The following is a 13534-nucleotide window of genomic DNA, read 5'->3' as shown; positions in this document are numbered from 1 at the left end:
CAAAACCCCCATTCTCTTTTTCCTGGAGAGGAAAAAGAGAATGCGCCTTTTGATGGTGTAAGAGAAAAAGGCTTAGGCGGCGGCATTCCGGGCTTCGCCCGGAACGCTCGCAGCGCCTATTACGGGGGTTTTGGCCCGGCGTAGACTTGTGGGCTGTGCCTCCTGTATCAGCCCTTGACATCATCGGAACTCCGGGTCCCGCCCGGATGCACCGCCGTCCTCTTTTCGCTGCCGCACCCCGGCATTCGCAGAGGCGTTCCGCCTACATTTCCAATCTTCCGCAACCACCAGACTGCGGCAGCAAAAGAGAAGCAGAGGGTATCCGGAAGCGCCCCCAACTTTTGCAACTGCCATATGCGGTTGAGTGGTCCAAGCCATCGACCGCCACCAGACCAAAACCCCCGTAACAGGCGGGAAAAGGCATTTCAGGCGGAGCCTGAAATGCCGCCGCCAAGCCTTTTTCTCTTGACACCATCAAAAAGCGCTTTCTCTTTTTCCACGGAAAAAGAGAAAGGGGGTTTTGAAGCCGCCGGGCTTCCCCGGCACCCCGTCTCACGGGGAAAGGTTTTGAAGCCGCCGGGCTTCCCCGGCACCCCCGTCTCACGGGGAAAGGTCCTGCCCCGCGGCGGAGCCGCAAGCCTGCGGCCTTCGCCGCACCACCCCCGCGCCCCGGGGCGGGGCGCACCCCAGTCTCCCCGCGAGGGGGAAAAACCCACGTCCCCACGAACAAAGTACCGTCCAAGGAGAAACCTTCAAAAGGAGAAACAACATGAATCTTCCCAATAAACTGACCCTTCTGCGCATTTTACTGATCCCCGTGTTCATGGTGGTCCTGTACTGGGGCTTCCCGGGCGCGGGCTACGTGGCGCTGGCCATTTTCATCATCGCCAGCCTGACGGACCTGCTGGACGGCAAGATCGCCCGGGCCCGGAATCTGGTGACGGACTTCGGCAAGTTCGCCGACCCGCTGGCGGACAAAATGCTGGTGACGGCGGCCATGCTGTGGTTCGTGGAGACGGGCCGGATGCCCGCCTGGGCGCTGCTGATCGTCATCTGCCGGGAGTTCGCCGTCAGCGGACTGCGGATGCTGGCCGCCGACAAGGGGAAGGTCATCGCCGCCGGCTGGTCCGGCAAGGTGAAGACCGCCTCCACCATGGCCTGCATCGTGCTGATGTTCCTGGTGCAGATCCAGCTGCTGGACACCCTCTGCGTCTGGGTCATCGTCCTGACCACCCTGTACTCCGGCGTGGAGTATTTCGCCAAGAACAAAGAGGTCATCGCCTCCATGTGATCCTATTTTCCCATTAAAATAGGATATTTTAATGGGAGCCGCCACGCTTCGCGCGCCGGCGCGTATCATAAGAATCCAACGCGCCGTTGGCGCTATAAAAATAAGACAAATGTCTTATTTTTAATGGATTCCAGTATGAGGAGCGACAAAAAAAGAGACCGGAGCCGCATGGCTCCGGTCTCTTTTTATCAATGTGTCTTACACCCGCTTCCAACTGGCGCCGCCGGGGACGTCGGTGATCTCGATGCCCTGGGCCTTCAACTCATCCCGGATGCGGTCCGCCTCGGCGAAGTTCTTCGCCTTCTTGGCCTCGCCACGGGCCAGCACCAGCGCGTCGATGGCCGGGTCGCCCTCGCCGGTGACGGTGTAGCCGCCGGCGGTCTGGGCGCTCTGGGCCGCCGCCTTCTGCCGCAGCTCCGCCGCCTTGTCCAGCAGGCTCAGGGACAGCACGCTGTCAAAGTCCCCGATGAGGGCCAGACGGGTGGCGTCGTTGGCGGGGGCCTTCAGGGCGTCGTACAGGGCCGTCACGCCCATGGAGGTGTTCAGGTCGTTGCCCATCTGCTGGAGGAACTTCTCCTTGTACTGCTGGAACACCGCCTGATCCACGGGGCCGTCCTCCGGCTTCAGGGCGGCGATCTTCTTCAGCAGCTTGTTGTAGGCGCCCTGGGCGTTGTCCAGATTCTCCCAGGTGAACACCAGGGCCTTGCGGTAGTGGCTCTGGAGGCAGAAGAACCGGTAGGCCAGGGGATCGTAGCCCTTCTCCTCCAGCAGGGAGACGGTCAGGAACTCGCCCTTGGACTTGGACATCTTGCCGTCGGAGGTGTTGAGATGGTGGACGTGGAACCACTGGGGGCACCAGGCGTGGCCCAGATAGCTTTCGCTCTGGGCGATCTCGTTGGTGTGGTGGGGGAAGGCGTTGTCCACGCCGCCGCAGTGGAGGTCCAGATACTCGCCGTTGTACTTCATGGAGATGCCGGAGCACTCAATGTGCCAGCCGGGATAGCCCACGCCCCAGGGGGAATCCCACTTCAGGGCCTGGTCCTCGAACTTGGACTTGGTGAACCACAGCACGAAGTCGTTCTTGTTGCGCTTGTTGGTGTCCTCCTCCACGCCCTCCCGGACGCCCACGGCCAGATCCTCCTCGTTGTGGTCGTTGAAGACGTAGTAGCGGCTGAGCTTGGAGGTGTCGAAATACACGTTGCCGCCGGCGAAGTAGGCGTAGCCGGTGTCCTCCAGCTTTTTGACGATCTTGATATACTCGTCGATGCAGCCGGTGGCGGGCTGGACGGTGTCGGGCCGCTTGATGTTCAGCTTCCGGCAGTCGTCGAAGAAGGCGTCGGTGTAGAACTGGGCGATCTCCATGACGGACTTGTGCTCCCGCTTGGCGCCCTTGAGCATCTTATCCTCGCCCTCGTCGGCGTCGGAGGTGAGATGGCCCACGTCGGTGATGTTCATGACGCGGTTCACGTCGTAGCCGGCGTAGCGCAGGTACTTCTCCAGCACGTCCTCCATGATATAGCTGCGGAGGTTGCCGATGTGGGCGAAGTGGTACACGGTGGGGCCGCAGGTATACATTTCCACGTGGCCGGGGGTGTGGGTTTTGAACTCCTCTTTTTTATGGGTGGCGGAATTGTAGAGATACATGTCAGACGTTCCTTTCCTTTTCGTTTTTCCCTGACGCCTCCAGCTCCTCGATGCGGCGGCTCAGATAGTCCAGCTGCTCCTGGACGGGGTTCTTCACGTGGATCTGATCCACGTCGTCGGCGTAGTACACGGGCTTGCCGTCCACCCGGACGATCTGGGCGGGGACGCCCACGGCGGTGGCGTTGGGGGGGACCTCCTCCAGCACCACGGCGCCTGCGGCGATGCGGGCGTTGTCGCCCACCTTGAAGGGGCCCAGCACCTTGGCGCCGGAGCCCACCAGCACGTTATTGCCTAGGGTGGGGTGGCGCTTGCCCTGGTCCTTGCCGGTGCCGCCCAGGGTGACGCCCTGGTACAGCAGGCAGTCGTCGCCGATCTCGGTGGTCTCGCCGATGACGATGCCCATGCCGTGGTCGATGACCAGCCGGTGGCCGATGGTGGCGCCGGGATGGATCTCGATGCCGGTCTTTTTCCGGGCGTGCTGGGAGATCCAGCGGGCCAGGAAGTAGCGGTGGTGCAGATACAGCCAGTGGGCGATGCGGTGATAGATCACCGCGTGAACGCCGGAGTACAGCAGGAAGATCTCCAGCTTGCTGCGGGCTGCGGGGTCCCGGCGCTGATAGGCGGCCAGCAGGCCCCCCAGCCGGGTGACGCGTTTTGCCATAGAGAATTCAGCTCCTCATGTGGGACGGGAGAGAGATAAAAACGCCTCCCGTACCGAAGTACGAGAGGCGATCGCTCGCGGTTCCACTCTCATTTATCGCTCAAAAGCCCCTGACGCGGGCCGGACGGGGGGCATCCACATCCCCCGCGCTCCCGGACGCACTTCGCAGTTCCCGCCGCAGGCACGCTTTCAGCCGGTGACGCGCCCTCTCTGGTCTTTGGGTGGACTGTTACTCTTTCCGTTCATCGCGCTATACGATTTACCCCAGTATATTAGCAGGATTTGTCCGGCGTGTCAAGATGGGGAGGGAACTTTTCACCCCTGCGCGGGGGGCGGGGCTTTTTGCGGGGGCGCCCCACCGCACCCCCGCGAGGGGCCCCCTCCGCAAAATCCCCCACCCGGCGGCAGCCTGCCAAGCCTTGACAAATCCCCCCGACCCGATTACTATAGAAATGCAAAGAAACAATATTTTGCCCATTTGCCGGAGGAGGCCGCTGTACATATGGAACTGAACCGCGCGGTGGCGGAGAATATCAAACGCATCCGCAAGACACAAAAACTGAGCCTGGAGCGGACGGCGGCGGAGGCCGGCGTGTCCCGCAGTATGCTGGGCCAGATCGAGCGGGGGGAGGCCAATCCCTCCGTGGCAATATTGGGGAAGCTGGCGGCGGCATTGAAGGTCCCGGCGGAGGAGTTCCTCCGGTGCGACGCCTTCGAGCCCACGCTGCTGAGCCGGGAACTGGACAACAAGCCTGCCCGTCTGGACGGCGGCAAGGTGCTGCTGCGCCGCTCCATGCCCTATCAGGAGGCCACCCGCATGGAGAGCGCCTTTCTGGACGTGTACATCAGCGGCAAATACGTGCCGGAGCCGTCGGTCACCGGGGCGCTGTGCACCGTCACCATGATCTCCGGCACCGGCTTCCTGACGGTGGACGGCGAGACCTGGACCCTCCAGGAGCGGGACGCCCTGCGGTTCGCGGCGGACCAGCAGTGGCAGCTGGCGAACCAGGGCAACGCCACCGTCCGGGCGTATCTGCTGTGGCAGTATCGGAACAGGGAGGAACAGGCATGAACATCCGCAACGCGACCATGGAGGATCTGGAGATTTTGACGGCCATCGAGGCCGCCTGCTTCCCGCCGGCGGAGGCCGCCACACGGGAGTCCTTCGCCAAACGTCTGGCGGTGTATCCCAACCACTTCTGGCTGCTGGAGGAGGACGGGCAGGTGGTCAGCTTCGTCAACGGCATGGTGACGGATGAGCCGCTGCTGCGGGACGAGATGTTTGAAGACGCCGCCCTCCACAACGAGGACGGGGCGTGGCAGATGATCTTCGGCGTCAACACCCTGCCGGAGTACCGCCGCCGGGGTCTGGCGGGGGTGCTGCTGGAGCGGGCCGCCGCCGACGCCAGAGCCCAGGGCCGGAAGGGCTGCGTCCTCACCTGCAAGGACCGGCTGATCCACTACTATGAGAAATTCGGCTACCGGAAGGAGGGCGTGTCCCAGTCCGTCCACGGCGGCGTGGTCTGGTACGACATGCGCCTGACGTTCGGCAAAACCGGGGACGAGAGGTGAGAGCCATGCCGAAAAAGACCGAGAGGAAGGACAGCTTCGCAGGCGGACTGGGCATCCTGCTGACGGTGGGGTACGTGTGCATCCGCGCCTTGAAGCAGGTGGACGCCCACCTGAAGGAAAAGGCGGAGCGGAAAAAGTAAACCATGCGAAAGAAGGACTGCTTCCGGGGGAAGCAGTCCTTGCAGCTTGTCGAAAAACCCTGTCTGAAGGAAAAGAGTCCTTTTTTGCAGGGGGAGTACGAGGGGGCGGGAGCCCCCTCGTATTGGATCGAATGCCTGCAAAAAGCCTGTGTCAGCAGGCGTTTGCGCCGCGCAGCGGCAGCTTTTCGGCCCGATGCGCGGGCAGAAAAGCGAGGCATTGTGAAGGCTGTTGAAAAAGTCCAATGGACTTTTTCGACAGCCTGAGAAGGACTGCTTCCGGGGGAAGCAGTCCTTGCTGTTTATCCGGCAATCTCAGTGGACGTGGGGCTTCAGCACCCGGGTCAGTCCCACCGCCAGGGCGATCTTCACCAGATCGGGGATGACGAAGGGGAAGACGCACCAGCCCAGAGCGGTGCCCAGGCCGATGGCTCCGGCGTTCCGGGCGTAGACGGTCATGAACCAGGCGGTGCCGAAGGCGTAGCAGACGATGAGGCCCAGCACCATGGCGGCCACCATCACCGGCGTCTTCTCCCCCAGGGCCCGGGTCATGGCCCAGTACAGCAGGGCGGAGAGCAGGAAACCGATGATATATCCGCCGGTGGTACCCAGCAGGACGCCGATGCCGCCCTGGAATCCGGCGAACACCGGCACGCCCACGGCCCCCAGCAGGATGAACACCAGCACGGCGAAGGTGCCCCGGCGTCCCCCCAGCACGCCCACCGCCAGGAACACGGCAAAGGTCTGGAGGGTGAAGGGCACGGTGGTGGGAATGGAAATCCAGGAGCAAATGGCGATGACAACGGCCATGATGGCCACATAGGCCATGTCCTTGGCCGACCATTTGGACTTGACAGCGGCTGCGGTAGACATGAAAAGACTCCCTTTCTGAATCAGACTGAGGGGAGTATAGCATGAAACCGCCTGCCTGTCAACTTGTTTACAGGCAAAAAGTTGACAAGTTAACGAGAGCAGAGACACTCCGTTTCCTTCAGAGCGCCGCTGAGGTGCAGCACCGCCTCCAGCACGCCGCCGCCCACGGCCAGGGCCTTGTCGGAGGCGGTGTAGCAGTGTTCGATTTTGCACCGGGGGTCCACGTCTCCGGCCTTCATGCCCTGGAACACCGGCGTGCCCTCCGCCAGGATGCCCCGCAGCACGCCGGAGATGGTGCAGACCATGGGCTGGCCGTCCACGGTGGCGGCCACGTCGCCCTCCCGCACCTGGGCGCCGATGTCCAGCAGCTGGTGGAACACGCCGTCCGCCGGGGCGCGCAGCACCCGCTCCCCGGCAAAGCCGCCGATGAGGCCCGGGATGCCGGTGTTGGGCAGGGCGCTGCCCTGATAGTACACCCGGCCCAGGGTGTGGCCCCGCATGGTCTCCACCACCGCGTGGCAGTCCACCCCGGCGGTAAAGCCAGGGCCGACGGCTACCACCACGGGGGCGTCGGTGATGGCCGTCCCCAGGTTCTTCTTGGCCAGAATGGCGTCCACCACCGCGGCGGGACGCAGCACGGGGATGCAGGTCCCCGCCGGGTCCGCCAGCACCGGGATGATGCCCGCCGCCAGCAGGGACAGGGCTTCCTCCGCCGTCTCCGCCCGGCGGGCGGAGACGCCCTCCACTTCCGTCTCCCCGTGGACGATGGCCTGGGAGAAGCACACCGTCCGCCGGATGGCGGTGGGGGCGGGGAGGTCCGTCATGACGGTCTGAATACCCGCCCGCCAAAGCCGCAGGGCGATGCCGGTGGCGATGTCACCGGCGCCTCGGATCACGACCAGCATGGGAAATACGCTCCTTTCTGTAAGGACCCCACCGCCGCGCCGCCGGGCAGCAGGGAAGCCAGCTCCCGCGCCCATGCCCAGCGCTCCGGCGTGTCCGCCTGATTGATGAAAAACCGCCAGCCCGGGCCCTCCGCCCGGAGGACGGCGGCGGCCATATCCGCCGTCACCGGCGTCTCCGGGGAGACCCCGGCGAGACGGGCGTACCGCTCCGGCCGGTGAGCCGCTTCTTCGATGGGCCGTCCCAGTCCCGACAGCCCCACCACGCAGACGGTCTGTCCCGTCTCCGGCGGGATCACCGGCTCCCAGGGGGCGTGGGCCTTCAGGGGCCGTCCCGCGGAGCCGTCGGCCTCCGCCAGAATGTACTCCGCCAGCGACGCCAGACGGGCCATGGGGATGTCCGGGGCCGTCAGCTTGCCGGTGCCGGGCACCGGCGTCCCGGCGCAGACCAGACGGTGCCGGGACAGGGCGTCCGCCAGCGCGTCCTCCGCGGGGGAGATCAGATTGGGCAGGCCGTCAAAGGGGAAGAGCTTCGTGGTGGCGCACAGCAGCACCGTGTGGCCCGACCGGGCCAGCTCCGTCCCCAGGGTCCGCAGAAGGGTGGTCTTGCCGCCGCTGCCCACCACCGCCGTGACCCCGGGCCGGACGTCCAGCAGCTCCGCCAGCTCCATGGCGCTCCCTCCCTTCGTTCTTCTTCCGATAGAATAACACGCCGGGGCGGCAGCGTCAAGGAAGCCCGTCCGGAGGGGCTGTTTTCCGGCCCCGCAACCGCCGGTTGACAAAATTTCAAGCCCGCTTGGTGGACTTCCGGGCCGCCGGTCTGCTATACTGGAGCCGAAAAGGAGGACACGCCATGAGTCTTGGAACCAACATCTGCCGCCTGCGGACGGCGAACAAGCTGTCCCAGGGAGAGCTGGCGGAGGCCCTGGGGGTGTCCCGGCAGTCCGTCAGCAAGTGGGAGACCGACGCCAGCGTGCCAGAGCTGGACAAGCTGGTGAAGCTGGCAAGCCTGTTCGGCGTCACGCTGGATCAGCTGGTGACGGGGGAGACGCCGCCCATCCCGGAGCCATCTCCCGCGCCGCCCCAACAGGGGATGACAGGGCAGCGCATCGCCGCCGTCATCCTGACGTGCATGGCCTTTCTGGTATTTCTGCTGCTGACCGTCATGGGCGGTCCGCTGGAGGGACTGACCCTGGCACTGCCCTTCGGAATCTGCGCCGCCGTCTGCTTCCTGGCGAAGAAGCGGGCGGGGCTGTGGTGCGCCTGGACGGTGTATCTTCTGGCGGAGCTGTACCTCCGCTGGGCCACGGGCATCACCTGGCAGCTGACACTGCGGACCTTTTCCTTTACACCGGAGCAGAACTACATGCGGCTGGCCATTGCCTGGGTCCAGCTCATCGCCATGCTGGCGATGTTCCTTGTGACCTTCCACTCCTTCCGGCGCGTCCGCATCGACCTGCGCGTCCGGCGGAACCTGCTGGCCTTGGGCGGCGGCTGGGTGCTGCTGGCGGTTCTGCACATGTTGAAGGAACGGCTGTACCTGCTGCTCTATCAGGACCCCACCGTGAATTTCAGCCTGGGCGTCCGATTTCTCCTGCGGGCGGGAGACCTGCTGGTGCTGGCGCTGTTGGCCGTGCTGCTGACGGCCACCGTCTGCGCCCTGCGAAAACCGAAGGAATGACCGAGGGGACGCCGGTACGGCGTCCCCTCAGGCTGTCGAAAAAGTCCATAGACTTTTCCGACAGCCTGACTAATGTCTCGATTTTCGGACTGCTATGCGGTCCGAAAATCTGCCGCTGTGCGGCGCAAACGCCTGCTAACGCAGGCTTTTTGCAGACATTCGATTCAATACGAAGGGGCTCCCGCCCCCTCGTACTCCCCCTGCAAAAAAGAACTTCTTTCCTTCAAACAGAGGATTTTCGACAAGCTGAGGGGACGCCGGTACGGTGTCCCCTTCCTCATGCTCCCGTCCCCGGAAAGGTCGCCCTTTCCCTTGACATTTCCCGGGGAACTGGTACAATAATACCAGATGAAAGCGTTCATCTCAAACGAGTATCACGAAAGGAGCGCGGCGCTATGGTGGACGGCTGCGGGCGTACCATCGACTATCTGCGGCTGTCGGTGACGGACCTGTGCAACTACCGGTGCCGCTACTGTATGCCGCCGGAGGGCGTTCCCAAGCGGCCCCACGGGGACATCCTCTCCCTGGAGGAGCTGGCGGAGATCGGCGAGGCCGCCGTGGCCTGCGGCGTGCGGAAAATTCGTCTCACCGGCGGGGAGCCCCTGGTGCGGCGGGGCATTCTGACGCTGTGCCGCCGCCTGCGGGCCATCCCGGGGCTGGAGGAGCTGTGCCTCACCACCAACGGCAGCCTTCTGAAAGATTTCGCCGGCCCTCTGCGGGAGGTGGGGGTGGACCGGCTGAACATCAGTCTGGACACCCTGCGGCCGGACAGGTTCGCCGCCATGACCCGGCGGGGGAACCTGCGGGACGTGCTGGACGGCATCGCCGCCGCCGAGGCGGCGGGCTTTACGGGATTGAAGCTGGACACGGTGCTCATCGGCGGCTTCAACGACGATGAGATCCCGGATTTCGTCGATCTGACCCGGACCCATCCCTGGTCCGTGCGGTTCATTGAGCTGATGCCCATGGGCCCCTGCGCCGGATGGGAGCGGGAATGCTTCCTGTCCTGCGCCGCGGTGTTGGACGTCTGTCCGGCGCTGGAGCCGGAGCGGGCTGACGGCGTGGCCCGGCTGTACCGTCTGTCGGGGGCCGCCGGGACGGTGGGACTGATCTCCCCCGTCAGCCATGACTTCTGCGGGGAGTGCCGCCGCGTCCGGGTGACGGCGGACGGCAAATTGAAGAGCTGTCTCCACTCGGCGGAGGAGCTGCCCCTGCGGGGACTTCACGGGGCGGAGCTGGAGGCGGCCATCCGCCGGGGGATCTTGCACAAGCCCCCCCGGCACCATCTGACGGACCGCCCCAGCGACACGCCCCGGCGGATGAACGAGATCGGAGGATAATCCCATGGCGGAACTCACCCATTTCAACGAACAGGGCCGCGCCCGCATGGTGGACGTGACGGAGAAGGCCGTTACCCACCGCCGGGCCGCCGCGGCGGGCACCGTCCGGGTCAGCCCGGAGACGCTGCAAAAAATCCGGGAGGGCACCCTGAAAAAGGGGGACGTGCTGGCAGTGGCCCAGGTGGCGGGCATCCAGGCGGCGAAGCACACCTGGGAGCTGATCCCCATGTGCCATCCCCTGCCCCTGACGGGCATCGACATCGCCTTCCGGCTGGAGGAGGACCCCTGCCGGGTGGAGATCTGCGCCGTGGTCACCTGCACCGGCGTCACCGGCGTGGAGATGGAGGCCCTCACCGCCGTCAGCACGGCGGCGCTGACCGTCTACGACATGTGCAAGGCCGTCCAGAAGGACATGGTCATCGAGAACATCCGCCTGCTGGAGAAGTCCGGCGGCAAGAGCGGCGACTACATCGCGGAGGTGTGACCATGGCGCAGGTGGTATCCGTCAACATCAGCGAGCGGAAGGGGACGGCCAAGCACCCCGTTCCGGAGATTCAGTTAAAATACCGCCACGGCATCGTGGGAGACGCCCACGCCGGGGACTGGCACCGGCAGATCTCCCTGCTGGCGGAGGAGAGCGTGGACACCATGCGGGCGCTGTCCCCCGTGCCCCTGGACGCGGGGGTCTTCGCGGAGAACATCAACACCCGGGGCATCGACCTGAAGGGCCTGCCGGTGGGGACCCGTCTCCGCGTCGGGGAGACGGAGGTGGAGGTCACCCAGATCGGCAAGGAGTGCCACAGCGACTGCGCCATCAAAAAGGCGGTGGGGAAGTGCGTCATGCCCACGGAGGGCGTCTTCGCCGTGGTCATCCGGGAGGGCGCCGTCCGTCCCGGGGACGACATCGAAATTCTGGAGAAGAGGGGAGACCAATGAAGCTCATCAGAACGGAGGAGGCCGTGGGCCATGTGCTGTGCCACGACCTGACCCAGATCATTCCCGGCCAGTTCAAGGGCGCCCGGTTCCGGAAGGGCCATGTGGTGGCGGAGGAGGACATCCCCGTGCTGCTGTCCATGGGCAAGGAGAACCTGTACGTCTGGGAGATGACCCCGGGCATCGTCCATGAGAACGACGGGGCGGAGCGGCTGTGCCGGTTGTGCATCAACGACAACATGGTCCGCGGCGAGGTGAAGGAGGGCAAGATCGAGCTCACCGCCGCCCGGGACGGACTGTTCCGGGTGGACTCCCGGCGTCTGGTGGCCGTCAACTCCTGCGACGAGGTGATGATCGCCACCCGGAAGGGCAACACCGCCGTGAAGGCGGGGGACAAGCTGGCGGGAATGCGGGTGATCCCGCTGGTCATTGAGGAGGAAAAGCTGCAAGCGGCGGAGGCCGCGGCGGGGGACGCCCCCCTGCTGGAGCTGCTGCCCTGGAAGCTGAAGACCGCCGCCGTGGTCACCACCGGCGGCGAGGTGAAGAAGGGGCTTATCGAGGACGCCTTCACGCTGGTGGTCATCCGGAAGCTGGCGGCCTACGGCATCGAGACCATTGCCCAGACCCAGTCCGGCGACGGCGTGGACAACGTGGCCGCCGCCATCGCGGACATGCGGGCCCGCCATCCCGACATTCTCCTCTGCACCGGCGGCATGAGCGTGGACCCCGACGACAACACCCCCGGCGGTATCCGGAAGAGCGGCGCGGACATCGTGGCCTACGGCGCGCCGGTGCTGCCCGGGGCCATGTTCCTGCTGGGGTACTATGACGACGGCACGCCGGTGTGCGGCCTGCCGGGCTGCGTCATGTTCGCCGGGGCCACGGTGTTCGACCTGATCCTGCCCCGTCTGGCGGCGGGCGTCCGGGTGACGAGGGCGGACCTGGCGGCGCTGGGAGAGGGGGGCCTGTGCCTGGGCTGCAAGCCCTGCCGGTATCCCGTCTGCCCCTTCGGGAAATAACATCGGAAAATGCCGCGCCGGGCGGCTGTCCACCCGGCGCGGGTTTTATAGAACCGTGATTCTTGCTTGAGTATCACGGTGGACACAAATCGGAAAGAAGGAGTTTTGTATGATGAAGAAGATGCTCTCTCTGATCCTCTCACTGACCATGGCGTTTGCCCTGGCTGGCTGCGGCAACGGCGGCAGCGGCGGCGCTTCCTCCTCTTCCGGTGCCGGCTCCGCCGCGGCCTCCGATGCCCAGGCGGAGCCGGTGGAGCTGACGGTGTTCGCCGCCGCCTCCATGACAGAGACCCTGAACGAGATCGCGGAGCTGTACAAGGCCGTGGCCCCCAACGTGACGCTGACCTTCAACTTCGACTCCTCCGGCACGCTGCTGAAGCAGATCAAGGAGGGGGCGGAGTGCGACCTGTTCATCTCCGCCGGACAGTCCCAGATGAACGCCCTGGACGGCACCCTGAAGGACAACGCGGACAAGAACCCGGACGGTCTGGACATGATCGTCACGGACAGCCGCGTCGACCTGCTGGAGAACAAGGTGACGCTGGCGGTGCCGGAGGGCAATCCCGCCGGTATCGAGAGCTTTGACCAGCTGGCGGAGCGGCTGAAGGCGGGGGACGTGTTCCTGGCCATGGGCAACAGCGACGTGCCGGTGGGCCAGTATACGCTGAAGATCTTTGACTACTACGGCCTCAGTGAGGACGAGCTGAACGCCGCGGCGGTGCTGACCTACGGCTCCAACGTGAAGGAGGTCACTACCCAGGTGTCCGAGGGCAGCGTGGACTGCGGCATCATCTACGCCACGGACGCCTTCTCCGCCGGTCTGACGGTGGTGGACGGCGCTACCGCCGAGATGTGCGGCCAGGTGATCTATCCCGCGGCGGTGCTGTCCGGCAGTCAGGCCCCCGACGCGGCCCAGGCGTTCCTGGATTATCTGGACACCGACGCCGGTGCCGCGGCCGTATTTGAGAGCGTGGGCTTTACTCCGCTGGGATAAGATGGTATCATCGGGGTACATATTGTTGGCCCCTCGCGGGGGGCGTTGAGGGTTCCCCCCCTCGCGGGGGCGCGGTGAGGCGCCCCGTTCCGGGGCGCGGGGAGGTGCCGGGGAAGCCCGGCGGCTTTTTGCGAGGTTCCTCGCGGGGGATTTCCCTTTTTCCGTGAGCACGGGAGGTGCCGGTTCCCGGCAGGATGCGCCCCCCATTCTCTCCCCCGGGGAGAGAACCCTCCAGAGGGGCTTCTCTTGCCCCTTCGGGGCAATTCACCTCCTGCGCCGCGCCCGGTGGAAGAGAGGCGCCAGGGGAACCCTTTCGATGGGGTTCCCCTGGACCCCTCCGCGACGACACAAAGAGGGGGGACCCGCGTGTCCCCCCTCTTTGGAAACACCCTCCCTGGGGGACGGGAGCAGGGAACCCCCCAGCCACGGCCAAAAGGCCGTGCCCGCCCCCCTTTTGCGAAAGGGGGGCATCCCCCGCAACCACCTG

At 65.2% G+C, this 13534-nt stretch carries 16 protein-coding genes; 11 read left to right on the top strand and 5 right to left on the bottom strand.

The window, feature by feature from the left end; genetic code table 11:
* Positions 1-769: 769 nt before the first annotated feature.
* Positions 770-1291 (top strand): CDP-diacylglycerol--glycerol-3-phosphate 3-phosphatidyltransferase, encoded by a 522-nt coding sequence (pgsA, locus tag ACTNBU_RS11215; RefSeq protein WP_441034002.1) that lies wholly within the window; start codon positions 770-772, stop codon positions 1289-1291.
* A 198-nt stretch (positions 1292-1489) separates the two neighbouring features.
* Here pgsA and cysS read toward each other — a convergent pair whose 3' ends face one another.
* Both cysS and epsC read right to left on the bottom strand, forming a co-directional pair.
* Positions 1490-2935 carry a cysteine--tRNA ligase gene (cysS, locus tag ACTNBU_RS11210; protein ID WP_441034000.1) on the bottom strand — a complete coding sequence of 482 codons (1446 nt, stop codon included), beginning with the start codon at positions 2933-2935 and terminating at the stop codon, positions 1490-1492.
* A 1-nt stretch (position 2936) separates the two neighbouring features.
* Positions 2937-3596, bottom strand: coding sequence for a serine O-acetyltransferase EpsC (gene epsC / locus ACTNBU_RS11205; protein WP_441033998.1), 660 nt, complete (start codon positions 3594-3596; stop codon positions 2937-2939).
* Between the two features lie 502 nt (positions 3597-4098).
* On the opposite strand from epsC, the gene ACTNBU_RS11200 reads away from it, so the two are divergent.
* From ACTNBU_RS11200 to ACTNBU_RS11185, 4 genes are read left to right on the top strand one after another with little or no spacing between them, the layout of a single operon-like run.
* Positions 4099-4668 carry a helix-turn-helix domain-containing protein gene (locus ACTNBU_RS11200; RefSeq protein ID WP_441033996.1) on the top strand — a complete coding sequence of 190 codons (570 nt, stop codon included), beginning with the start codon at positions 4099-4101 and terminating at the stop codon, positions 4666-4668.
* On the top strand, positions 4665-5168 hold the full coding sequence (locus ACTNBU_RS11195; protein ID WP_441033994.1) for a GNAT family N-acetyltransferase: 504 nt from the start codon (positions 4665-4667) through the stop codon (positions 5166-5168). Before ACTNBU_RS11200 ends, ACTNBU_RS11195 begins: the two co-directional genes overlap by 4 nt.
* Before the next feature lie 5 nt (positions 5169-5173).
* Positions 5174-5308 (top strand): hypothetical protein, encoded by a 135-nt coding sequence (locus ACTNBU_RS11190; RefSeq protein WP_441033992.1) that lies wholly within the window; start codon positions 5174-5176, stop codon positions 5306-5308.
* Positions 5309-5311: 3 nt separating this feature from the next.
* Positions 5312-5572: a hypothetical protein gene (locus tag ACTNBU_RS11185; RefSeq protein WP_441033990.1), complete on the top strand. Its 261-nt coding sequence runs from the start codon at positions 5312-5314 to the stop codon at positions 5570-5572.
* Between the two features lie 48 nt (positions 5573-5620).
* Here ACTNBU_RS11185 and ACTNBU_RS11180 read toward each other — a convergent pair whose 3' ends face one another.
* The 3 genes from ACTNBU_RS11180 to yqeC all read right to left on the bottom strand — a co-directional run bounded on the left by ACTNBU_RS11180 (position 5621) and on the right by yqeC (position 7751).
* Positions 5621-6178 carry a biotin transporter BioY gene (locus ACTNBU_RS11180; RefSeq protein WP_441033988.1) on the bottom strand — a complete coding sequence of 186 codons (558 nt, stop codon included), beginning with the start codon at positions 6176-6178 and terminating at the stop codon, positions 5621-5623.
* Positions 6179-6267: 89 nt separating this feature from the next.
* Positions 6268-7083 (bottom strand): selenium-dependent molybdenum cofactor biosynthesis protein YqeB, encoded by an 816-nt coding sequence (gene yqeB, locus ACTNBU_RS11175; protein WP_441033986.1) that lies wholly within the window; start codon positions 7081-7083, stop codon positions 6268-6270.
* Positions 7071-7751, bottom strand: a complete 681-nt coding sequence (gene yqeC / locus ACTNBU_RS11170) for a selenium cofactor biosynthesis protein YqeC (protein ID WP_441033984.1) — start codon at positions 7749-7751, stop codon at positions 7071-7073. Before yqeC ends, yqeB begins: the two co-directional genes overlap by 13 nt.
* A 182-nt stretch (positions 7752-7933) precedes the next feature.
* Between yqeC and ACTNBU_RS11165 the strand changes: the two genes are divergently transcribed.
* The 6 genes from ACTNBU_RS11165 (at position 7934) to modA (ending at position 13047) form a co-directional block, all read left to right on the top strand.
* Complete coding sequence (locus tag ACTNBU_RS11165) at positions 7934-8761, top strand: helix-turn-helix domain-containing protein (RefSeq protein ID WP_441033982.1); 828 nt, start codon at positions 7934-7936, stop codon at positions 8759-8761.
* A gap of 395 nt (positions 8762-9156) precedes the next feature.
* A complete protein-coding gene (gene moaA / locus ACTNBU_RS11160) occupies positions 9157-10101 on the top strand; it encodes a GTP 3',8-cyclase MoaA (RefSeq protein WP_441033980.1) in 945 nt (314 codons plus the stop codon).
* 4 nt (positions 10102-10105) lie between these two features.
* Positions 10106-10585: a cyclic pyranopterin monophosphate synthase MoaC gene (moaC, locus tag ACTNBU_RS11155; protein WP_441033978.1), complete on the top strand. Its 480-nt coding sequence runs from the start codon at positions 10106-10108 to the stop codon at positions 10583-10585.
* Positions 10586-10587: 2 nt separating this feature from the next.
* Positions 10588-11037, top strand: coding sequence for an MOSC domain-containing protein (locus tag ACTNBU_RS11150; protein ID WP_441033976.1), 450 nt, complete (start codon positions 10588-10590; stop codon positions 11035-11037).
* Entirely contained in the window at positions 11034-12053 is a 1020-nt protein-coding gene (locus ACTNBU_RS11145) for a molybdopterin-binding protein (protein ID WP_441033974.1), read from the top strand. Before ACTNBU_RS11150 ends, ACTNBU_RS11145 begins: the two co-directional genes overlap by 4 nt.
* A 112-nt stretch (positions 12054-12165) precedes the next feature.
* Entirely contained in the window at positions 12166-13047 is an 882-nt protein-coding gene (gene modA, locus ACTNBU_RS11140) for a molybdate ABC transporter substrate-binding protein (RefSeq protein WP_441034004.1), read from the top strand.
* Positions 13048-13534 lie beyond the last annotated feature (487 nt).

Source organism: Dysosmobacter sp. HCP28S3_G4, assembly GCF_052065175.1.
In the GTDB taxonomy this organism is placed as follows: domain Bacteria; phylum Bacillota; class Clostridia; order Oscillospirales; family Oscillospiraceae; genus Oscillibacter.
Note: the sequence above shows the minus strand (reverse complement) of the source record. Positions and strands in the feature narration are given on the sequence as shown.

Bases quoted from the DNA above. Each gene is read 5' to 3' on its own strand.
- pgsA (WP_441034002.1), top strand. From the start codon at position 770: ATGAATCTTCCCAATAAACTGACCCTTCTGCGCATTTTACTGATCCCC.
- ACTNBU_RS11200 (WP_441033996.1), top strand. From the start codon at position 4,099: ATGGAACTGAACCGCGCGGTGGCGGAGAATATCAAACGCATCCGCAAG.
- cysS (WP_441034000.1), bottom strand. From the start codon at position 2,935: ATGTATCTCTACAATTCCGCCACCCATAAAAAAGAGGAGTTCAAAACC.
- ACTNBU_RS11165 (WP_441033982.1), top strand. From the start codon at position 7,934: ATGAGTCTTGGAACCAACATCTGCCGCCTGCGGACGGCGAACAAGCTG.
- yqeC (WP_441033984.1), bottom strand. From the start codon at position 7,751: ATGGAGCTGGCGGAGCTGCTGGACGTCCGGCCCGGGGTCACGGCGGTG.
- yqeB (WP_441033986.1), bottom strand. From the start codon at position 7,083: ATGCTGGTCGTGATCCGAGGCGCCGGTGACATCGCCACCGGCATCGCC.
- ACTNBU_RS11150 (WP_441033976.1), top strand. From the start codon at position 10,588: ATGGCGCAGGTGGTATCCGTCAACATCAGCGAGCGGAAGGGGACGGCC.
- ACTNBU_RS11145 (WP_441033974.1), top strand. From the start codon at position 11,034: ATGAAGCTCATCAGAACGGAGGAGGCCGTGGGCCATGTGCTGTGCCAC.
- epsC (WP_441033998.1), bottom strand. From the start codon at position 3,596: ATGGCAAAACGCGTCACCCGGCTGGGGGGCCTGCTGGCCGCCTATCAG.
- modA (WP_441034004.1), top strand. From the start codon at position 12,166: ATGAAGAAGATGCTCTCTCTGATCCTCTCACTGACCATGGCGTTTGCC.
- moaA (WP_441033980.1), top strand. From the start codon at position 9,157: ATGGTGGACGGCTGCGGGCGTACCATCGACTATCTGCGGCTGTCGGTG.
- ACTNBU_RS11180 (WP_441033988.1), bottom strand. From the start codon at position 6,178: ATGTCTACCGCAGCCGCTGTCAAGTCCAAATGGTCGGCCAAGGACATG.
- moaC (WP_441033978.1), top strand. From the start codon at position 10,106: ATGGCGGAACTCACCCATTTCAACGAACAGGGCCGCGCCCGCATGGTG.
- ACTNBU_RS11195 (WP_441033994.1), top strand. From the start codon at position 4,665: ATGAACATCCGCAACGCGACCATGGAGGATCTGGAGATTTTGACGGCC.
- ACTNBU_RS11185 (WP_441033990.1), top strand. From the start codon at position 5,312: ATGCGAAAGAAGGACTGCTTCCGGGGGAAGCAGTCCTTGCAGCTTGTC.
- ACTNBU_RS11190 (WP_441033992.1), top strand. From the start codon at position 5,174: ATGCCGAAAAAGACCGAGAGGAAGGACAGCTTCGCAGGCGGACTGGGC.